Origin of the sequence: Nocardia sp. CA-135398, from assembly GCF_050955845.1 — a bacterium.
In the GTDB taxonomy this organism is placed as follows: domain Bacteria; phylum Actinomycetota; class Actinomycetes; order Mycobacteriales; family Mycobacteriaceae; genus Nocardia.
In genome coordinates this window covers 8,128,552-8,148,310 of record NZ_CP192084.1, presented here as the reverse complement: position 1 = coordinate 8,148,310, position 19,759 = coordinate 8,128,552, and the positions used below count along the sequence as shown (strand labels likewise).

Sequence of the window (19,759 nt, the reverse complement as noted above, 5' to 3'; positions counted from 1 at the left end):
CGCCACGCCATGACCGTGCACCCTGAGGTGTCCGCCGCGGACCAGTCGGACTCGACTGGTCCGTTGGCGGCTGGAGATACTGCCCCTATGTCGAGTGAACCGAGCACCGAACCGGACTCACCGCGAGATCCGGCCGCGACACCGGCCAGGAAAGGCCACAATCAAGGGGCCGAGGTCGTCTTCCGGTCGCTTGCCACCGCAGCGGGTGCCACGGTCGTGGCGGCCATCGCACTGATCGCCCTATTCCTACTGATCCGGGCATGGCCCTCGATCATGGCGAACGAGGCGAACTTCTTCACCAGCAGCGAGTTCAACACCACCAATGCCGACCACCTGCGGTTCGGCATCCGGGACCTGCTCATGGTCACCGTGCTGAGCTCGATACTGGCGCTGATCATCGCGGTGCCCATCGGTGTGGGCATCGCGCTGTTCCTGACGCACTATTCGCCGAAGCCGATGGCGCGTCCGTTCGCGATGCTGGTCGATCTGCTGGCAGCGGTGCCGTCGATCGTGTTCGGTCTGTGGGGCTTCCTGGTGCTGGCGCCCAAGATCGAGCCCGTTGAGACATTCCTCAACGAAAAGCTCGGCTGGTTCTTCCTTTTCGCCGACGGCAATGTGTCGATCTCCGGTGGCGGCACCGTCTTCACCGCGGGCGTGGTGCTCGCGGTAATGATCCTGCCGATCATCACCTCGGTCTCGCGTGAGGTCTTCAACCTGACGCCGGTCTCGCATATCGAGGCCGCGCAGGCGCTCGGCGCGACCAAATGGGAGATGGTCCGGATGACGGTGCTGCCCTATGGCCGCAGCGGTGTGATCGCCGGATCCATGCTCGGCCTCGGTCGCGCCCTCGGTGAGACGATCGCGGTATTGGTCATCCTGCGCACTTCGGCACAGGCCGGTCACTGGTCGCTGTTCGACGGCGGCTACACCTTCGCCTCCAAAATCGCCGCCGCCGCTTCGGAATTCAGTCAGCCGCTGCCGACCGGCGCCTACATCGCGGCGGGCTTCGTGCTGTTCGCGCTGACCTTCATCGTCAATGCGCTGGCGCGACTCGTGTCCGGTGGAAGGGTGAACGGGTAATGACCACGACTCTCGACAAGCCGGTCAAGGCGCCCACCTTCCGGCATGTGAGCCCCGGGCGACGAATCAAGAACAACATCGCCACCGCGGTGGTCTGGCTCTGCTTCGCGATCGCACTCGTGCCGCTGATCTGGGTGCTGTTCATGGTGGTGTCGAAGGGCCTGGAGTCCGTCGTCTCGCCGGACTGGTGGCAGAAATCGCAGAAGGGCATCCTGCCGGACCAGTCCGGCGGCGGTGTGTACCACGCGATTTACGGCACCATCGTGCAGACCGTCGTCGCCGCGATCATCGCGGTGCCGCTGGGCATCATGGCCGCCGTGTACCTGGTCGAATACGGCCGTGGTGTGCTGGCCAAGGTCACCACGTTCATGGTGGACATCCTCGCGGGTGTGCCGTCCATCGTCGCGGCCCTGTTCATCTTCGCGCTGTGGATCGCGACATTCGGCTTCCCGCAGAGCTCCTTCGCGGTATCGCTGGCGTTGGTACTGCTGATGCTGCCGGTGGTGATCCGCAGCACCGAGGAAATGCTGAAGCTGGTTCCCGACGAGTTGCGCGAGGCCTCCTACGCACTCGGAATTCCCAAGTGGAAGACCATCGCTCGGATCGTGGTGCCGACCGCGGCGCCCGGCATGATCAGCGGCATCCTGCTCGCGCTGGCCCGCGTCATGGGTGAGACCGCGCCGGTGCTGGTGCTGGTCGGCTACAGCAAGTCGATCAACACCAATCTCTTCGACGGCAATATGGCCTCGCTGCCGCTGTTGATCTACCAAGAGTTGGCGAATCCGGAGCCTGCGGGCCGGGCGCGGGTGTGGGGTGCGGCGCTGACGCTGATCCTGCTGATCGCCCTGCTGTACGCGGCGGCCGCGGTCGTCAACAAGCTGCTCACGCGGAACCGATAGAAGCGAACGGAAAAATGGCCAAGCGGATCGACGTCAAAGACCTGAATATCTACTACGGCAAGTTCCATGCGGTTGCCGATGTCAAGCTGTCGGTATTGCCGCGCAGCGTGACCGCCTTCATCGGCCCGTCGGGTTGCGGTAAGTCCACCGTGCTGCGTTCGCTCAACCGGATGCACGAGGTGACCCCGAATGCCCGCGTCGAGGGCGCGGTGCTGCTGGACGGTGAGGACATCTACGGCTCCGCCGTCGACCCGGTCGGCGTGCGCCGCACCATCGGCATGGTGTTCCAGCGCCCGAACCCGTTCCCCACCATGTCGATTCGCGACAATGTGGTGGCCGGACTGAAGCTGCAGGGCGTGCGCAACAGGAAGGAGCTCGACGAGGTCGCCGAGCGTTCGTTGCGCGGCGCCAACCTGTGGAACGAGGTCAAGGACCGGCTGGACAAGCCGGGTGGCGGCCTCTCCGGCGGTCAGCAGCAGCGTCTGTGCATCGCGCGGGCCATCGCGGTATCGCCCGATGTGCTGCTGATGGACGAGCCGTGTTCAGCGCTGGACCCGATCTCCACCCTGGCGATCGAGGACCTGATCACCGAGCTGAAGAAGGAATTCACCATCGTCATCGTCACGCACAATATGCAGCAGGCCGCGCGCGTGAGCGACCAGACCGGGTTCTTCAACCTGGAGGCACAGGGCAAGCCGGGCAAGCTGATCGAGATCGACGATACCGAGAAGATCTTCTCCAACCCGGGACAGAAGGCGACGGAGGACTACATCTCCGGTCGCTTCGGATAGCCGATAGCGAAAGGCCCGTCCCAGGCGCGGGCCTTTATTTCCAGCCGACTCAAATGATTTCGTGAGTGCATGGGTAACTCGCCGGGTACGGGCTGACGCGATTCGCTCGTACCGTCGGCCGCCGATGTCACCTTCAGGCACATGAGTCTGGCGCCTGAAGGTGCGGGGAGGCGGGAAAGCCCGCATTGCGTATGCGGGCCTTTGTTGTCCGGCAGGCGGTTTCGCCGGAATCACAGCTCCGCGTCGGGATCCGCCGGCAGCTCACCGGTGACCAGGAAGATCACCCGGCGGCCGATCTCCACGGCGTGATCGGCGAAGCGCTCGTAGTAGCGGCCGAGCAGCGTCACATCGACGGCCGCCGCGACGCCGTACTTCCAGTCGCGGTCCATCAGCAGCGTGAACAGGTGACGGTGCAAATCGTCCATCGCCTCGTCGTCCTCGTTGAGCTGCGCGGCGCGCTCCGGATCACGGGACTCGAGCACCTCCCTGGCGCCGGCACCCATATTCACCGCGATGCGGCCCATTTCCGCGAAGTAGCCGTTCACCGCTTCGGGTAGCGCGTGGTTGGGGTGCCGCCGCCGGGTCACCTTGGCGACGTGCAGCGCCAGCGCGCCCATCCGGTTGACGTCCTGGACGATCTGGATCGCGCTCACTACCTGCCGCAGATCGCCCGCTACCGGCGCCTGCAGCGCAAGCAGGGCAAACGCCTTCTCCTCGGCGTCGGTGATCATTTCGGCGATCCGGTCGCCCTCGCTGATCACCGACTCAGCCAGAGTGAGATCGGCCTGGAGCAGCGACTGGGTGGCCCGTTCCATCGCCGAACCCGCCAGACCGGCCATCTCGCCCAGCAGGTGGGCGAGGTCAGCCATTTGCTCGTTGTAGATGACACGCATGAAAAGAGACACTAATGCCAGGTGCTGACCTAGTCACCAACACAGGGTTAATGGGCGGTGCTGAACGATTGCGGCGGTGTTGCCCCTGCTAGCGCCCGCCGCTACTTGCAGGTTTCGTCCGCGGCGTTGACGTGCTCCAGGTCCGAGGGCAGTGTGACCGGTTCCGCACTCGACACGGTGACCGAGACATTCGAGATCGGATCGCCGACCGGGGTCGGAGTTCGAATGGTCGGGTTATCGGCACCGATCACCACCTCGACGATGCCGCCGAGACTATTCGACTGCTCCATCGTCGCCCCGGGCAGGGAACTAGCCACGGTGGCCGCCTCGGCCTCGTGGCCGGGTCCGAAGCGCACCTTGGTGGCGACCTCGGAATTCCCGCCGGAGTAATTGCCGGTGTTGTAGATCTGGAAGCCCTGATTGCCGAGCTTGGTCGCCGCCTTGTTGGCCGCACCCGGTGTCTCCGAACCATTGGAGACCAGCAGCGATACCGAACTCGGATCGACCGCGGTCAGCTTCGGCGGCGCGGGCTGGGACGACGGAATCGAACCGGGGGCCGGGGTCGTCTTCTTCTCGCCGGGCAGCGGCTGGTCATCGATGATGGCGCGGAAGATCGCCTTGATATCCGTATCGCGGGGAATCTCGTTGCCGTAGGAGGTGGTGCCCGCGGTCGGGATGGTCAGGAAGGTGACCGCGCCCGCGTCCACCTTCTGCAGCGAACGACCGAGGGTAAGCAGGTCGGTCGGCTGTACCTTGTCGACGAAGGTATGGCTGGTGAATGCGGAGATGAAGCCGTTCAACTTGCCGGGATCGAAGAGCACCCGGCTCGACAGCGCGCCGCGCAGCAGCGAGGCCAGGAAGCGCTGCTGCCGGTTGATCCGGTCGTAGTCGCTGCGTTCCTCGCCGTAGACGTGCCTGGCGCGGACATAGTTGAGCGCGGTCTCGCCGTTGATGTGCTGGCGGCCCGGGTTTTCCAGCACGGTGCCGAGGATGCCGTCGACGATCGGCTTGGGCGTGCAGACTTCGACGCCGCCGACCTGATCGACCATCGCCTCGAATCCGGCGAAGTCGATGCCGATGAAGTGCCCGATGCTCAGACCCGTCATCTTGCGGATCACGTTGACCAGACACTTCGGTCCGGCGAGCGCGTACACGGCATTGAGCTTGTCGCCCATGGCCGCAGGGAAGACCTCGTTGGTGTACTCGGCCTTGTCGTTGTCCCAGCCGTTGCACTGCGGACGGCTGACATCGAGGTCGCGGGGGAACGAGACCACCACGACGCGCGAGCGGTTCTTGGGGATGTTCACCAGCATGACGGTGTCGGCGCGGGAGCCCTCGGCATCGTCCAGTGTGCCCGCGCCGACCTGGCCGTTGACGCCCGCGCGGGTGTCGGTGCCGACGAGCAGGTAATTCTCGTCGCCGAGCTGGGCGCCGGAATCGAGGACGTCTTCCGGGTGGTCGTCGAGTGCGGAGACCTGGGTGAAGCCATTGGCGGTCGAGCGTAGATAACTCCAGCCGCCGCCGGTGACCAGTAGTGCGACCACCGCGCAGATTGTCAGCCCGGCGCGGCCGGCGACCTGCAGCCGCCTATTGCGGCGCTGCCGACTCGCGGCGAGCCGGGACAGGCCGACGCGGGTGGATGCGGCCGCGGCCGCGGTTTTCGGGGCGTCCGGATCGGTGGTCGGCCAGCCGTTGGCGCGCTTCTTCGGGCGCGGGGTTTCCTCGACCGGTGGGATTACGTCGGTGACGACCTCCGGTGGCTCTTTCCCGGTAATCGTCGATGCGCGGCGTTTCCCGGTGCGCGCGGTTGTCGGGGTGCCCGCGATGTCGTCGACGACCGGGGAGGCCGAACGGCTGGCAGCTGGGGTGGCCGTCGTGCGGGGTGCGTCGGCTTTGCGTGCCGCCGGGGTGCTCGAGGTGCGGGGTGCGTCGGACTTGCGTCCGGCTGGGTTGCTCGAGGTGCGAGGTGCCGCGTCGTTACGTCCGGTGGGCATGGCCGATGTACGGGGTGCGTCGGCTTTGCGTGCGGCTGGGTTGCTCGAGGTACGTGGTGCGTCGGCTTTGCGTCCCGCTGGCATGGCCGAGGTGCGCGGCGGCGCGTCCGCTTGGCGCGCGGATGCGGCGCTCGATTTGCGCGGCGGGGTATCGGCTTGACGTTCGGGCGGCGTCGGAGCGGCCCGGTTCGCGTTCGTGGGCGGTGCGTCCGGTGTCGTGGACCGACGTCTGCGCCCGCTGCGTTCGTTGTCGACCTTCTGGACCAGGTCCTGAACCGTCAGCGGTGCCGAGCCGGAATCCGGATCGTTATGTCGGGCTCTGCGGGACGACCGTGCACCGTCGCGTTCGGTGTAATCCGCCGTGGGATAGCGCTCCCACGGGGCGCGACCTCCGGGCCGTGGCGACTGCCCGTGCCGATCGTCACCCACCAACGAACCTCGCTTTTCGTCTACGCTGCCGTTTCGGCCGCTTTCGACCGGCATGACCGATTCCGCCAATGATAACGATTCCGCCACGGCGAGCCAGCCCAGTGCGAAATCAACGGGCCGAGGTTCTGTTGCGAATCTGGATGTGTGCTGGTCGGAGGGTTTCTGGCAATCGGGTAACAGTGCGATTGCACTTACCGATCAGCCACCGCTGTGCATCAGATCCGCGCCCGCGGGGACGGCCGGATCATCGGGATCATCGAGCCAGCCGTGCGGCAGCGCCACCTTGCCCGGCGAACCCTGACGCCCGCGCGGGCCCTCGGCGTCGCGAGGGAATGGCGCGGTCGGGTCGAGTTCGCCGATGAGATCCTGCAATTGAGTGAGGCTCGACACGGTGGCGAAGGACCGGCGTAGGTCCGCGCCGACCGGGAAGCCCATCAGATACCAGGCCATATGTTTGCGCAGATCGCGCATGGCCTTGTCCTCGCCGAGGTGTTCGGCGAGCAGGGCGCCGTGCCGATACAGCACCGCCCCGACCCGTCCGAGATTCGGTGCCTCGGGCAGCGCTTGGCCGCGCAGTGCCGCCTGCAATTCGGCGAACAGCCACGGACGGCCGAGGCAGCCGCGGCCGACAACGACTCCGTCGCAACCGGTTTCGTCCATCATCCGCACCGCGTCGGCGGCGGAGAAGATATCGCCGTTGCCGAGCACCGGGATGGTGGTGACGGCCTCCTTGAGTCGGGCGATGGCCGTCCAGTCGGCCTGGCCGGAATACCGCTGCGCGGCGGTGCGGGCGTGCAGCGCCACGGCCTTGGCGCCCTCGGCCTCGGCGATGCGGCCCGCGTCCAAGTAGGTGAGGTGGTCGTCGTCGATGCCGATGCGGAACTTCACCGTCACCGGGACACCGGCCGGTTCGGCGCCGGAAACCATCGCCTTGACGATCTTGCTGAACAGTGCGCGCTTGTACGGCAGCGCCGCGCCGCCACCCAGTCGCGTGACCTTCGGCACCGGGCAGCCGAGGTTGAGGTCGATGTGATCGGCCCAGCCCTCGCCGACAATGATCCGCACGGCCTCGCCGAGTGTGGCCGGATCCACACCGTAGAGCTGCATCGAGCGCGGATGCTCGTCCTCGTCGAAGGACATCATGTGCAGCGTCTTCTCATTGCGCTCGACCACCGCCCGCGCGGTGATCATCTCGCACACATAGATCGACGTGGAGCTGCCGAACTCCCGGCACAACTTCCGAAACGCCAGGTTGGTGATGCCCGCCATCGGCGCGAGCACCACCGCCGGATCGACCGGATACGGTCCGATCCGCAGCGTGCTCTCGGCCTCAGCAGTAATCGTCACGCCCACCAGTGTCTCATCAGCGGTACAACGCCCTTTTCGGGCCGGGTCGTGATGCCGGTCATGGGACGTTCAGACGGTCACCCGCGCTGGTGACCTGTCGACCGCGACGGTGGCAAGGTCAGGGCTTTCGGCTTATCGGCCGCGCAGCCTGCGGTGGTATATCTCGCGCACGGCCGGGTCGGGTTGGGTGTAAGCCGTTGTCGCACCGGTGAATTCAGCGACACCCAACTGTGCTCGGTAGGGCAGTAACTGTGCTGATCTGATGATTGCCGCGAGCCGCCGCGGCACGGTCACCAGCGGTTTGTCCTGCCGTACCGATTTCACGATCGCTTGCCCGACATCCTCCGGATCCACCGTGGTCAGCGGCGTAATCCAGTCCGGCATATTGGCACCGGCGGACAGTTCGGTGCGTACGATGCCCGGCAGCACCGCGCCGACGTGCACGCCGTGCTCCTTCATCTCCAGATGCAGCGCCGAGGTGAACCCGACCACGGCGTGCTTGGTCGCACAGTAGGTTGCCAGACCCGGAAAGCCCTGTGTCCCAGCCAAAGAGGCGATATTGATCACGTGTCCGCTGCCGCGTTCCATGAAGCGCTGAACGGCCAGTCGCGAGCCGTAGATCATGCCGTTGAGGTTGATATCGATGATCCGCGCCGTCATCGCCTCGTCCTCGTCGGCGAACAACCCGGTCGGCATGATGCCCGCATTGTTGACCAGCACATCCAACGGGCCGAGTGCGCTGTCCACGCTGTCGAGGAAGGCGGCGAAGGAGGCCTTGTCCGTGACGTCCAGCGGCAGCCCGACGATCTTGGCATCCGGATCGGCACCCAACTCCGCCGCCGTCTTGGCGACCAGTTCGACATCGATATCGCCGATCGCTACCGCGGCGCCCGCAGCGAGGAATGCTTCCGCGGTGGCCCGTCCGATCCCGCGTGCGCCGCCGGTGATCGCGACGACCTTGCCGCCGAGCGTGGCCTTTTTCGGCATGTCCTGGCCTCCTGTGATCGGTATCACCCCAGTGTCGATGCTGCTGGGCGAATCGTCCGCGGTTTGCGGCGATACGTAGCCTGTTACCCGCGGGTAATACCTGTAACCGCCAGACACACGGAGAGGGCCGATGACGGAACGGATCGAGGGCACCGGATCGGGTGCCGACCGCAGCTCCGGCGTGGAGCTGGGCAAGACAACCGAGACGAAGGCAACCGGCGCGTCCGGGCGGCCGTCGGACCGGCGGCCGGGCACCCTGTCGATTCGGGTGTCCACCGTGGTCGTCGCCGCGGTAATCGGCGCGTTGGTGATCGCGGTCACCGTACTGAGCGGCTTTCTCATCTCGGCCCGCGGCGAGCTCGCCGATCGAAACGATCGGGAAGCAGCGGATAACAAGGCCGAGCAGGTGGCCACCGAATACGCGGTCGGTGCGGCCACCGTCAATTATCAGGACATACCGTCCTGGGTGGCCAGGCTGAAGGCGAATACCGTTCCGCAGCTGGCGAATAAGTTCGATGCGACCGCGCCCAAGCTCGAACAGATTCTGGTTCCGCTGAAGTGGACCTCCACCGCCGCGCCGATTACCGCAAAGGTGATGTCGGAGCAAGGCGGTATCTACAAAGTCGATGTCTTCGTAAATGTGAGTTCGACGAATGCGCAGAGTCCGGAAGGCGCGCAGACAACGGTGACCTACAACGTCACGCTGGATAAGAACACGGATTGGAAGATCACCGATGTCGGCGGGGTCGACGGCGCGTTGCCGGTCAAGTAGCGCCGCAAGGAGTTTCGACGGTTGAACCTATAAGTTCGCCACCGAGATCGGCGTTGCCGAACATAAACGCGCCGCCGCCGGATTTCTCCGGCGGCGGCGCGTTTACGTTTGCGGGGGCGAGATCAGCCTGCGATACCGGCGAGCTCGCGCTTCTTGGCCTCGCGGGCGAGCATACGGTCGCGCTGCTCCTCGAACTTGACGACATCCTGGCTCAGCTTCTCCAGGAACAGGCCGAGCCGCTCGCGCACGGCCTCGCCGCGTGCGGTGAAATCGGTGCGCTCGAAGATGTTCCACTTCTTCAGCACCGGCTGCACCACATCTTCGAGGTGCTGGCGCAGATCGTAGATGCCGTGCTTGGCCATCAGCACGCCGTTGCGGCGGAAGTTGGGCATACCTGCGCCGGGCATCTGGAAGTTCTCCAGGATCAGCGTGATCGCCTCGATGGCCTGGTCGGGGGACAGATCCAGGGCCGCGCCGCACATGTTGCGGTAGAAGATCATGTGCAGGTTCTCGTCGGCGGCGACGCGCTGCAGCATGCGGTCGGCGATCGGGTCGTCACAGACCCTGCCGGTGTTGCGGTGGCTGACCCGGGTGGCCAGCTCCTGGAAGGTCACGTACGCGACCGAGTGCAGGAACCCCGCATCGGCCTCCGTCGGCGAAGCGAAGCCGTTGGTCATGTGGATCATGCGCGCCTCTTCGAGCGCCACGGGATCGACACCGCGGGTCACCACGAGGTAGTCGCGCATGACGATGCCGTGGCGGTTCTCCTCGGCGGTCCAGCGGCCCACCCAGGTGCCCCAGGCGCCGTCCTGCGAGAAGTTCTCGGCGATCTCGCGGTGGTAGGAGGGCAAATTGTCTTCGGTGAGCAGATTCGTGATCATGGCCGCCTTCGCGACCTCGTTCAATCGGGACTGCTCAGGGTCCCAGTCGACCCCGCCGAGTGCCGCGAAGTTGCGGCCCTCATCCCACGGGACATAGTCGTGCGGATGCCATTCCTTTGCCAGGGAGAGGTGCCGGTTGACGTTTTCTGCGGCAACCGGCTCCAACTCCGTGAGCAGCTCGAGTTGAGTCAGATCCCTTGCCATATACAAGCCCTTCATGTGTGTGCTCTTGCTGGTCAGTTCCCCGGGGTAGACCGTGTGCCGATGCGGCCATACCTTACGGCACCGTAGGTGTGATGCGAAACGCATCTGGCTGACAAATGAGACCTCGTGATAGAGGTCATACGCCGATGTCGGCGTTCGACAACCACACCGAGTGTAGGGGCTCGGCCCGCAGCAAGGGGTTTATCGTCAGGGGCCGAGAGCTGTTAGCCCAGCGTGCTGTAACGCACAAAGCCCACGGTCTGGCGACCTCGGTCGGCCAGCGTCGGCGGCCGAAAGTTCGCCGAGGAGATGCCCGATCGGACCACCTGCCTTCTGGGCCAACGCTTCTCCGTGCGCGCCGCTGATGCCGTTCGATCTTGCCGCTGCCACCGAGCAGACCACAGGTTTGTCGCCGATGCCGTCGCTGGACCGCGTCTGTGGTGCATCCCACCGCTCAGCTCGGCCGGATAGGCCAGCACGAAGCCGGCATCGGCGATCAGATTGTCGCCGCCGGTGCCATCCGTCACACCGAGCGTTGATCTAGCGCGTTGACCGACGAAGCCGCACCCTCGGACTCTGTCGCCTTGGACTGCAACCCGCCGCGCAATGTCGCCCGCCTTTACCGCATTCGTGGCGGTGGCTTGGTCGACTTGTCCGCCATCGGTGCAATGGGAACCTGCGAGAGCAAATCATCGAGCTGAGTCATCGAGACCGGAAAATGACTCAGGCGTCCGGTATACAAACCGGACGCCTGCCAACGTGCCCCCAGTAGGGCTCGAACCTACGACCTGCGGATTAAAAGTCCGTAGCTCTACCAACTGAGCTATAGGGGCGCGGATGGACAGTGTAGTGGGCCGGGAGCGGATCGGGTAACCGGGGGCGGGGCGCGTCGATCGGGGGCTCGGTTCGGTTCGCTCGGCGTTGTCGGGTACCGGTGTCGAGTGGTGCTGGCGCACCGGGTAACACGATGCGTGCGGGCAGCGATGCTGCCGGTAAACATTTGGTACCCAGCTTTGTTCATTCCTGCCGTGCCGGGCTACCATCCAATCATGTTGCGTACCAATGTCTTTGGATTTGCGGGGGGAGTAGGGTCAGTGCGCGGGGGGACGCAGCGAGGCGGCTGGCCGGTATCGCGCGGTCGGCGCAGCGGTGACCGGGTCGCTGGTCGACGCGGGTGAACAGTGCTGCGTCGCTGTCGAATTCGGAAATCCGAGGCATCACTTTGTTCGATTGCGTGAAGTTTGCTGTAACAGATATCCGGATGTTTCGCCCGCTGGAGTCTTCGGTTTGCCGCGTGTCGGATGGCGTTTCCGGGTACGGTGACGACTTGGTGAATTACGGAAGAATCGCCGACTTACCCGGCGATCCGGAATTCGGCTTATCGTTGGTGTGCCCGAACGTGTCGCGGCCGGTACGGCCGATCGCGACTTCCTACGAGTCGACGCCGGGGGAGGCAGATCCGAGACGAAGTAATGCCCAGGTGCGCACCCCCTGCGGCGCACCTGGGCAAGAAAACTATACCAGCTGGTGTGTTTCAGGATTTTCGCAAGTTTTCGTACCGAAAGTTTGAAACGGGGCGAAATCCCGGTTTGAAGTATTGATAAAACTCATAACTTCGCGCCAAGGGTCCGTTCCTTTGGGGGCACCGATTGGCGACGAGTAGGCTTCGGAGGCGTTTCGAGCATGGCACGGCAGCAAGAGCGGGCCCGCCGGACACGCGCGGCGATAATCAGGTCCGCCGCCGTTGAGTTCGGGAAGAGCGGCTATGCCGCTGCATCGCTCAACCGCATTTTGGAAGGTTCACGCGCCACCAAGGGCGCCATGTACTTTCATTTCGATTCAAAGGAAGATCTCGCACGCGCGGTACTCGAGACCGCGGTCGATCGATATCGCACATCGGCCGAGCGTTGGCTTGCCAGAACGGATCTCGGCCCACTCGACGTCCTGCACGGGATGGTCGACGAGGTGGCGCTGCGACTCGAGCACGACATCATCGTGCAGGCCGAATTCCGATTGATCATCGAACCCGACTTCTATCGCGATGTGCAGACCGGCGGCGGTCGCATACTCGGCCGCGCCACCCGGGCGCTCGCGGTCCGTGCCATCGATCAGGGGCAGCTGCGCGCCGACGCCGACCCGGACCGTTTCACCCGCACCATTTCCGCCGCCCTCGCCGGCCAGCGTTATCTGATCGACACCTTCGGCAGCGGGGTCGATCTGCGGGCGCGCTTCCAGGAGGCGCTGGAGGTCGTGGTCGAGGCGATGGCCACCCCGGAATGGGCCGAGAAGTTCCGCAACGACGGCTGGCGCGCGCAGGCCCGACTCGAAGAGCTCGGTTTGGGAGCCTGAACAGCCGATTTGGGAAACGTGGCCGGTCTGTCATAAGCTATCCCAGCTCCCAACGGACAGCCGTTGAAGCCGGTCCGGAGAAATCCGGGGCGAGCCCCCTTCGTCTAGCGGCCTAGGACGCCGCCCTTTCAAGGCGGTAGCGCGGGTTCGAATCCCGTAGGGGGTACGGTCTAAGGATCGTTGGAAGCAACGCAAGGCCCTGTGGCGCAGTTGGTTAGCGCGCCGCCCTGTCACGGCGGAGGTCGCGGGTTCGAGTCCCGTCAGGGTCGCAAAAGTAAGCGCCGGAGCAATCCGGCGTTTCGCGTATGGCATTCACCACGGGTGCCTGCGGCCAGGTAGCTCAGTTGGTACGAGCGTCCGCCTGAAAAGCGGAAGGTCGCCGGTTCGATCCCGGCCCTGGCCACCAAATCCCCTTGACATTGCACGAGGTCAGGGGGATTTTTGGTGTCAATACCCCGTAGGGGCATGGGGCAGTACTCGACCCGGGTTGACCGCTGAAAACCGAGGCTTGGTGCACGTGGGTGGCACGCCCGAATGGTGATGTTCGCCTCTCCGGCTCGTTCGCCCATCGATAACCGCTTGGTCGGTGAGGTCATCTGCCTGCGTCATCGCTGTTCGCTGCTATCGAAACTTTGTTCGATTCGGAGTAATCTCCGCTCATGCCACTTTCTCGACTCGACTGGGCACGCATGAACCTGGAGCAGGTGCGCACGCAACTCCTGGATGCTGCCGCGTTCGGCAAGTATCTGCCTCCCGAGCAACTGGAGAACGCAGCGGGCAAGATCGCCGAGGGCATGCGTATCTACGCAGAGGAAACCCAGCGCGGGTAGATCGTGAATCCTTCATCTACTGGTCCCGATGGCTTGTGGCATCGGGCGGGTCTGACGGGCGTGCTACAGCTTTCGAGATTTATCGGCTCTCTGTAGCTCAGTGGATAGAGCACCCCTTTCGCAAGGTGGAGGTCGCGGGTTCGAATCCTGCCAGGGACTTGGAAGAGGCGTGGTGCGGCGAAGTCGGCCCCGCGCCTCTTCCGCTATTTCCGTCTCGTTTGCGTTTGACCTGCGTTGTGGATCGCCTATCCGCCGATACCCGTGTCTGGGGGTGATTGTGCCCCGGGGGCGGCGCTGCCCGGGCGTGCCGTTGCTCGGGTGTGGTGTCTTTTGCGCGAGGCCACTTCCCGGGTATGGCGTTTTCGGGTGTGGCCATTTCTCGTGCCGACACGGGTGCGGATCTCGAGGGTTGGGGTGGAAATTGGGGGTCTGTTGATCATGGTGGTGGGATGCTGGGGGGATGGCGGAGAAGTGGTACTACTGCTTGAAGCATCAGCGGGCCGAGAGTGGGAAGCAGTGTTGGTTTCGGGATCGGATGGGGCCGTATCCGGATCAGGCCACTGCTGAGCGGGCGTTGGAGATCGTGCATGCGCGCAATGCTCGCGAGGACGCTCGGGATCGGGATTGGCGCGATGGGGATAAGTGAGGGGGCGTCAGGGATGGTGTGCGGCAACTGAATTCGGGGCGGGTCGGTGGGGTGGGTGACGCGATTCGCGAGATAGTCGGCAGGTCGCAGGTATTCGGGTGGCGGCCGGAGCGTGCGGGCGCTCAGGTGGGCTTCAGTTCGATCAAGTACGGTTCTTGGCAATCAGACGAGTGCTCCGGGTCCAGTCGTGGGTCTGCGGGCTGGAACAGGTGAGCAGGGAGGGCGACCCTTGAGGGTTACCGTTGTTGTGCCGACCTACAACGAGCGGGAGAATCTGCCGGTTGCGGTGGAGCGGCTGACGGCGCTGCCGGTGCCCGATCTGCATGTGCTCGTGGTGGATGACAATTCGCCGGACGGGACCGGTGAGATCGCCGACAAGCTGGCGGCCGAGCTGCCGAATGTCGTGGGCGTACTGCACCGCACCGAGAAGGACGGATTGGGCCGTGCTTACGTGGCCGGGATCACCCGGGCACTGGACGAGGGCGCCGATGTGGTGATTCAGATGGACGCCGACCTGTCGCATCCGGCCGAGGTCATTCCGGCCATGCTGGAGAAGCTGAACACCACCGATGCCGGTGTCGTGCTCGGGTCCCGCTATGTGCCCGGTGGCTCCACCGCAGAGGAGTGGAAGTGGTACCGCAAGGCGCTGTCCGCCTGGGCCAACTTCTACGTGAACCTGATCCTGCGCCTGAGCGTCAAGGACGCGACGGCCGGGTTCAAGGCGTGGAAGGCCGATACGCTGCGCGCCATCGACGTCGCCTCGATTCGCAGCAACGGATACTCGTTCCAGGTCGAGATGAACTACCGGACCGTCAAGAAGGGCATCACGATCGCGGAGGTGCCCATCCGCTTCGAGGAGCGCACCCTCGGCGCCTCCAAGATGAGCCTCAAGGTGCAGCTGGAATCCGCGCTGATGCCGTGGAAACTGCTGTTCGGCCGCTCGGTCTGACACACCCGAGGACGACTCGGCACCCCGTCCGCCAACTAACAGGGCACTCGTCCGTCAGCCGAGCACCCCGTCTGCCATCCAGCCTGGCATCTGTTCGCCAGGTGGGCACCTTGTCCGCCATGTAATGGGGCGTTCGTCGGTCGGCCGGGCACGTTGTCCGGCCAGCAACCGAGCACCCGTCCGCCGACCGGGCCCCGCGTCCCCAACTAATAGGGCACTCGTCCGTCAGCCGGGCACCGCGTCTGCCATCTAGCCTGGCATCTGTTCGCCAGGTGGGCACCTTGTCCGCCATGTAATGGGGCACTCGTCGGTCAGCCGGACAGCTTGTCCGGCCAGCACCCAGGCACCGTCCGCCGACCGGGCCCCGCGCCCACCAACTAACTGGGCACGTTCGCCAGCCGAGCACCCCGTCTGCCATCTAACCGGGCATCTGTTCGCCACCCGGGCACCCTGTCGTCAACTAACGGGGCACCCTGTCCCGGTCAGCAACCGGGCACCGTATGCCAACCGAGCCGCGCGCCCACCCACTAACCGTGCACCCGTTCGCCACCCGGGCATCCCGTCCGGCAAGCACCCAGGCGTCCGTTTGCCAGCCGGGTATCCCGTCCACCAACCGGGCCAACCGGGCATCCCGTAGTACGGAGCATGCGGCGTACAGGGTGCACAGTGAAGGCGCCGGTGGCGTCAGTGGTCCGGTGACGGCCAGTTCAGCAGTGTGTCGGTGTACAGCTGACGAACTGCTTCGACGTTGTCGTCCATATCGGTCGGGTCCCAGCCGCTGACGTCGATCGGGTCGAGGATGGCCACGTCGACGGTGCCTTTGCGGGCGACCATCGAGTTGCGCCAGTTGACTTCACCCGCATTGCGGATCACCACCGGGATCACCGGCACTCCGGCTTGGATCGCGATATGGAAGGCACCCTTCTTGAACGGGCCGATGCCCGGCGTGTACGACCGGGTGCCTTCGGGTGAGACCGCGATCGACAGCCCGTCACGTAACGTCTGCACCACCGGTGCCAGTGCCGCCTTGGCCTGCGTGGTGTTCGCACGGTCGATGAAGGTGACGCCGACGAATCGCATCAGCGGGCCGAAGATCGGGTTCTTCGTCAGCTCCTTCTTGCCGATTCCGGTGACGCCGCCTTCGAGCACCTTGGGCACGATGATCACGTCGAACTGGCTCTGGTGGTTGAACAGGAAGACGGCGGGCCTCGGGGCACGGGCGTTTTTCGCACCGCTGACCCGCAGCCGGATACCGGTCGTGCCGAGCGTCGCGCCGGTTCCGTAGGCCATCAGCGCATCGGCCATCTTCCGGCGCTGGCGGGTATACGACTTGCTCAGCACACCGACCAACGCGCCCGCCAGCAGCCCGGCGAATCCGGCTATGGTGCGCAGATAGTCGATCGGGCGCGGTGGTCGGCGCGGACGGAACGTCAGTACCGGCCAATTCTGTTCGTGGGCAGCGGTACCGAGTTGGCGATCGGGGTTCACCGCCACCGGATGCCCGACCACCGAGAGCAGCGGCAGATCGGCGGTGCTGTCGGCGTAGGCATAGCTGTGGGTGATATCCAGCGCATGCGCCGCGGCGAATTCGCGAAACGCATCGGCTTTGCCATTGCGCCACAGGGTTTTTCCGTCCGGGTAACCGGTGAGCACACCATCGGTGGTCGCCATCCGGGTGTACAGCACATGCTCGACGCCGAGTTCGGCCGCGGCGGGTTCGACCTGGAATCGGGTCAGCGCGGTAACGAGCACCACGGTGTGCCCGGCGGCCTCGTGCGTCCGGATCAGCTGCCACGCTTCGGGATACAGATGTCCGTAGATTTTTTTCCGGAACAGGTGCGTGCCCAACTCGTCCAGCTCGGCTTCCGGTTGATCGGCCAGTGTCCGCATGGCTTGCTGGAGGAACCGGCTGTATCCACCATCGGTGAGTTCGTTGCGGATGCTGTCGAGCAGTATGTCCGCCGCGGTTGCGCCCTTATTGCTCCGGAATGTCCGCCGCCACAGCGATGGCCGCCCGAAACCAGCCACAACGGCGGCGAAGTCGAAAACCGCGGCCACCTCCGGACCCTGCGGCCCGGATCGGATCGCGGCGATGGCACCCGCGAGATCCCGTGGGACCGCGGGGCTCGGTTCGGTCATCAGGCCCCCCGCACGGGAATATTGGACGGATCCAATGCTGCCGCCTGCGAGATCCGGGTCGCGATGATGCGCAGCTGGTCGGCGAATTCGTTTCTGCGTCGGGTCAATTCGGCCCTCGGCTTGGCCGAGTCATGACTCACGGGGGTCAACAGACCGTGGTTGTCCGCGAGTTTGAGTGCGCTGGAGAACAATTCGGTGGAGACCGATTCCGGGCTGTGCAGTCGCTGCTGCAGCAGCATCTGCTTACCGACCGCGACGCATTCGTCGATGAACTCCTTGCGATCGATCTCTTCGGCGCTGTCGTGGGCCGCCAGCCGTTCGGCCACTACCAGCTGCGCGTCGACGAACGCACGCAGTGTGCGGTGCGCCATCATGAATCCGGACGCCGTGAGTTTGTGCAGAATATCCTCGCCGAGGGTGTCCGCCGCGGTGTGTTGGTGCCAGTCCGGGTCCACCAGAAGCATTTCCGCGGTCATCTGCGCGGAGAACTCGGCCCGCTCCGGGAAGAAGAATTCGAACTTCAGCAGATCGCGTAGTCGGAAGGCCTCGTCCCAGCCTGTCCGCAGCTGATCCGGCGCCTGCGTCTCCAAGGCGCACAGGATGGACAATTCCAGGATGGCGCGGTTGATGAACCAGTGCACCGCGCTATTGCGATAGAACGCGGCCTCCAGATGCGCACCCGATTCGATCGAGTACACCGGTTCCAGCCCGCCGCGATACACCGTCACGACCCGGGCCAGCGACAATTGCTCGAGTACCACCGCGAGACTCTGCTCGTCGCGCAGCGCCGCCAGTTCGCCGCTCGGCAACCCGCGCTTGTCGATATACCGCAGCACCGGGGCCAACACGGTTCGCACCTCGCCGAGGGTGAGCGCACGCTCGTGCACACCCAGTAGCGCCAGTGTGACCAGCGCGTTGACCGTGATCGGGGTGACCCTATTGATACCGACGGCGACCTCGAAGGCCAACCGCTGCACGGCCTTTCGCTCCAGTTCGGCGACATCCGCCGAGGTGGTGTCGTTGTTCGGCTCGGTCCCCGCCGCTTCGGTGCGGTGCAGCGGAATGATCGTCGGCGGTGGGGTGAGCGGATCCCCGTATGCGGCAAGGCGATCGCGCGCCGACAGTGGTTCGCCGAATCGCACATAGACATGTCCGGCTGAATGCTGTTGGCTGCGTACATAACGCGCCAGCCAGGCCAGCCCCTCCGGCTTCTTCTTCCCGCCCGCCTGTTCGGTGGCGATGGCGCCGAGTTCGTTCAGTCGCTCATAGGTGATCGAGACCGGGACGAGCATGACATCGTCGATCCGATTCGAACGGACTGCGGCGGCAAGGTAATTCAGCAATCCGTAGCGCGGCGGGCGCAACTTGCCGGTGCGGGTGCGGCCGCCTTCGAAGTACCACTCCATATTGAAGCGCTTGGCCAGCAGGTAGGCGAAGTACTCCTCGACCACCGCCTTGTAGACCTCGTCGTCGCCGAAGCTGCGCCGGATGAAGACCGTGCCGGTGCGCCGGGCGATCGGACCCATCGGCCAGAAGCTCAGATTCGCGCCGCCGATCACATGATTCGGCGGAAAGTCATTGCGGGCCAGCACATCACCGAGCACGAACGCATCGACATAGGACCGGTGCGAGGGCAGGAAGACCAGCGGATGGTTTCGGTTCAAAGCGCGCAGCCCGTCCAGGCCGGAATCGTCGGAGTCGACCTTCCAGGTCGAGGCGTGGATCGGGCGCATCGCCTGGGTGAACAGATCCGAGACCAGCCTGCTCTGTGCTGCGACGAGTTCGTTCAGCGCCTTCTCGGCCCGCCGGTACACCTCGTGCGGACTCGCACCGAGCTGATCGGCGATGAGTTCGAGCCTGCGCAAGAAGTCCGGGGAGTCGAGGATCTCCTCGGCCACCAGCCGCGGCACCTTGTACCGGTCACCGATGACGGAACGTTCGGCGCGTTCCAGGGCGACGACCGCGGCGCGCACGATGGCGCGGGCGAACGGCTCGGCGGAGCCCTTCATGAGCAGCGCCGCTGCCTCCGGATTATTGGCGCGCAATTCGCTGAGCAGTGCGGGCTGGCCGGTGAGCACCACGTGCCGGTCGGGCGATTTGCCGACCAACCGGCGTTGGGCGAACCGGTTCGGCTGACGCGGATTGGTCAGCAGGGCCAGGTCGGCGAAGGTGATGCGGCGGACCCCGTCGCGTTCGGGCGGCAGCCACAGCACCCGGATCGGCACGACCAGCGGATCGTCACGCCGTCCGACCAGCCGGTCGCCGATCGCATCCGCATCCAGATCCACCTGGGTGATGGGTGCGTCGACGCCTAGTTCGTGTTTGATGCCGCCCCCGGCCAGCCAGGTGCCGACGAGTTCGCGTTCCACGCCGGAGCCCGCATCGATCAGTGCCACTACGGAATCGGGTGCCGCCGCTCGAGCCGGAGCGGGCGAATCCCCGCGGTGATCGATCATGACTCCTATTGAAGCCCGCCAGTGGATTCCGCGCAGGAACTCCGGCGGGCGAGTTGGCATCGGGGCCTCGACACGGCGTTTGCGATCGCGGCCGATCGTGATCGCGAACTAGG

The 19,759-nt window shown here is 65.0% G+C and carries 15 protein-coding genes and 4 tRNA genes; 11 read left to right on the top strand and 8 right to left on the bottom strand.

All coding sequences use genetic code 11. From position 1 onward, the window contains the following. Positions 1–87: 87 nt before the first annotated feature. Genes pstC through pstB form a run of 3 tightly spaced genes read left to right on the top strand, consistent with a single transcriptional unit; the run spans position 88 to position 2,770 of the window. Positions 88–1,080 carry a phosphate ABC transporter permease subunit PstC gene (gene pstC, locus ACQP1T_RS36165; RefSeq protein ID WP_433757464.1) on the top strand — a complete coding sequence of 331 codons (993 nt, stop codon included), beginning with the start codon at positions 88–90 and terminating at the stop codon, positions 1,078–1,080. Next, entirely contained in the window at positions 1,080–1,979 is a 900-nt protein-coding gene (gene pstA, locus ACQP1T_RS36160; protein WP_433757463.1) for a phosphate ABC transporter permease PstA, read from the top strand. The genes pstC and pstA overlap by 1 nt, the downstream gene beginning before the upstream one ends. A 14-nt stretch (positions 1,980–1,993) precedes the next feature. Further along, the gene (gene pstB, locus ACQP1T_RS36155) at positions 1,994–2,770 is read left to right on the top strand and encodes a phosphate ABC transporter ATP-binding protein PstB (protein WP_433757462.1); all 777 of its coding nucleotides are present in this window, start codon (positions 1,994–1,996) and stop codon (positions 2,768–2,770) included. Between the two features lie 230 nt (positions 2,771–3,000). On the opposite strand, the gene phoU is transcribed toward pstB, so the two are convergent. The 4 genes from phoU to ACQP1T_RS36135 form a co-directional block, all read right to left on the bottom strand. Beyond that, the gene (phoU, locus tag ACQP1T_RS36150) at positions 3,001–3,663 is read right to left on the bottom strand and encodes a phosphate signaling complex protein PhoU (RefSeq protein ID WP_433757461.1); all 663 of its coding nucleotides are present in this window, start codon (positions 3,661–3,663) and stop codon (positions 3,001–3,003) included. 101 nt (positions 3,664–3,764) lie between these two features. Next, the gene (locus ACQP1T_RS36145) at positions 3,765–6,086 is read right to left on the bottom strand and encodes an LCP family protein (RefSeq protein ID WP_433757460.1); all 2,322 of its coding nucleotides are present in this window, start codon (positions 6,084–6,086) and stop codon (positions 3,765–3,767) included. Between the two features lie 198 nt (positions 6,087–6,284). Then, entirely contained in the window at positions 6,285–7,433 is a 1,149-nt protein-coding gene (dusB, locus tag ACQP1T_RS36140) for a tRNA dihydrouridine synthase DusB (RefSeq protein ID WP_433757459.1), read from the bottom strand. Positions 7,434–7,565: 132 nt separating this feature from the next. After that, positions 7,566–8,420, bottom strand: coding sequence for an SDR family oxidoreductase (locus tag ACQP1T_RS36135; RefSeq protein ID WP_433757458.1), 855 nt, complete (start codon positions 8,418–8,420; stop codon positions 7,566–7,568). 130 nt (positions 8,421–8,550) lie between these two features. On the opposite strand from ACQP1T_RS36135, the gene ACQP1T_RS36130 reads away from it, so the two are divergent. Continuing rightward, complete coding sequence (locus tag ACQP1T_RS36130) at positions 8,551–9,192, top strand: hypothetical protein (RefSeq protein ID WP_433757457.1); 642 nt, start codon at positions 8,551–8,553, stop codon at positions 9,190–9,192. Positions 9,193–9,314: 122 nt separating this feature from the next. Here ACQP1T_RS36130 and ACQP1T_RS36125 read toward each other — a convergent pair whose 3' ends face one another. After that, positions 9,315–10,277 carry an acyl-ACP desaturase gene (locus ACQP1T_RS36125; protein ID WP_433762494.1) on the bottom strand — a complete coding sequence of 321 codons (963 nt, stop codon included), beginning with the start codon at positions 10,275–10,277 and terminating at the stop codon, positions 9,315–9,317. A 760-nt stretch (positions 10,278–11,037) separates the two neighbouring features. Further along, a tRNA-Lys gene (locus ACQP1T_RS36120) sits at positions 11,038–11,110 on the bottom strand. Positions 11,111–11,960: 850 nt separating this feature from the next. Here ACQP1T_RS36120 and ACQP1T_RS36115 point away from each other — a divergent pair. From ACQP1T_RS36115 to ACQP1T_RS36085, 7 genes are all read left to right on the top strand, one after another. Beyond that, on the top strand, positions 11,961–12,626 hold the full coding sequence (locus ACQP1T_RS36115) for a TetR family transcriptional regulator (RefSeq protein WP_433757456.1): 666 nt from the start codon (positions 11,961–11,963) through the stop codon (positions 12,624–12,626). A 93-nt stretch (positions 12,627–12,719) separates the two neighbouring features. Continuing rightward, positions 12,720–12,792: transfer RNA gene (locus ACQP1T_RS36110), tRNA-Glu, on the top strand. Between the two features lie 29 nt (positions 12,793–12,821). Next, positions 12,822–12,895 (top strand) — tRNA-Asp (locus ACQP1T_RS36105). 60 nt (positions 12,896–12,955) lie between these two features. Next, positions 12,956–13,032 (top strand) — tRNA-Phe (locus tag ACQP1T_RS36100). 253 nt (positions 13,033–13,285) lie between these two features. After that, positions 13,286–13,456 carry a DUF6374 family protein gene (locus tag ACQP1T_RS36095; protein WP_433757455.1) on the top strand — a complete coding sequence of 57 codons (171 nt, stop codon included), beginning with the start codon at positions 13,286–13,288 and terminating at the stop codon, positions 13,454–13,456. A gap of 460 nt (positions 13,457–13,916) precedes the next feature. Continuing rightward, entirely contained in the window at positions 13,917–14,102 is a 186-nt protein-coding gene (locus ACQP1T_RS36090) for a hypothetical protein (protein ID WP_062988306.1), read from the top strand. Positions 14,103–14,331: 229 nt separating this feature from the next. Then, on the top strand, positions 14,332–15,051 hold the full coding sequence (locus ACQP1T_RS36085; protein WP_433757454.1) for a polyprenol monophosphomannose synthase: 720 nt from the start codon (positions 14,332–14,334) through the stop codon (positions 15,049–15,051). Between the two features lie 684 nt (positions 15,052–15,735). On the opposite strand, the gene ACQP1T_RS36080 is transcribed toward ACQP1T_RS36085, so the two are convergent. Together ACQP1T_RS36080 and ACQP1T_RS36075 are read right to left on the bottom strand one after the other, a co-directional pair. Then, positions 15,736–17,190, bottom strand: a complete 1,455-nt coding sequence (locus tag ACQP1T_RS36080) for an HAD-IB family hydrolase (protein WP_433757453.1) — start codon at positions 17,188–17,190, stop codon at positions 15,736–15,738. Then, complete coding sequence (locus ACQP1T_RS36075; RefSeq protein WP_433757452.1) at positions 17,190–19,646, bottom strand: glycerol-3-phosphate 1-O-acyltransferase; 2,457 nt, start codon at positions 19,644–19,646, stop codon at positions 17,190–17,192. The genes ACQP1T_RS36080 and ACQP1T_RS36075 overlap by 1 nt, the downstream gene beginning before the upstream one ends. Between the last annotated feature and the right edge of the window lie 113 nt (positions 19,647–19,759).

Bases quoted from the DNA above. Each gene is read 5' to 3' on its own strand.
- ACQP1T_RS36080 (WP_433757453.1), bottom strand. From the start codon at position 17,190: ATGACCGAACCGAGCCCCGCGGTCCCACGGGATCTCGCGGGTGCCATC.
- ACQP1T_RS36135 (WP_433757458.1), bottom strand. From the start codon at position 8,420: ATGCCGAAAAAGGCCACGCTCGGCGGCAAGGTCGTCGCGATCACCGGC.
- ACQP1T_RS36115 (WP_433757456.1), top strand. From the start codon at position 11,961: ATGGCACGGCAGCAAGAGCGGGCCCGCCGGACACGCGCGGCGATAATC.
- ACQP1T_RS36095 (WP_433757455.1), top strand. From the start codon at position 13,286: ATGCCACTTTCTCGACTCGACTGGGCACGCATGAACCTGGAGCAGGTG.
- ACQP1T_RS36075 (WP_433757452.1), bottom strand. From the start codon at position 19,646: ATGATCGATCACCGCGGGGATTCGCCCGCTCCGGCTCGAGCGGCGGCA.
- pstC (WP_433757464.1), top strand. From the start codon at position 88: ATGTCGAGTGAACCGAGCACCGAACCGGACTCACCGCGAGATCCGGCC.
- pstB (WP_433757462.1), top strand. From the start codon at position 1,994: ATGGCCAAGCGGATCGACGTCAAAGACCTGAATATCTACTACGGCAAG.
- ACQP1T_RS36090 (WP_062988306.1), top strand. From the start codon at position 13,917: ATGGCGGAGAAGTGGTACTACTGCTTGAAGCATCAGCGGGCCGAGAGT.
- ACQP1T_RS36125 (WP_433762494.1), bottom strand. From the start codon at position 10,277: ATGGCAAGGGATCTGACTCAACTCGAGCTGCTCACGGAGTTGGAGCCG.
- ACQP1T_RS36130 (WP_433757457.1), top strand. From the start codon at position 8,551: ATGACGGAACGGATCGAGGGCACCGGATCGGGTGCCGACCGCAGCTCC.
- phoU (WP_433757461.1), bottom strand. From the start codon at position 3,663: ATGCGTGTCATCTACAACGAGCAAATGGCTGACCTCGCCCACCTGCTG.
- pstA (WP_433757463.1), top strand. From the start codon at position 1,080: ATGACCACGACTCTCGACAAGCCGGTCAAGGCGCCCACCTTCCGGCAT.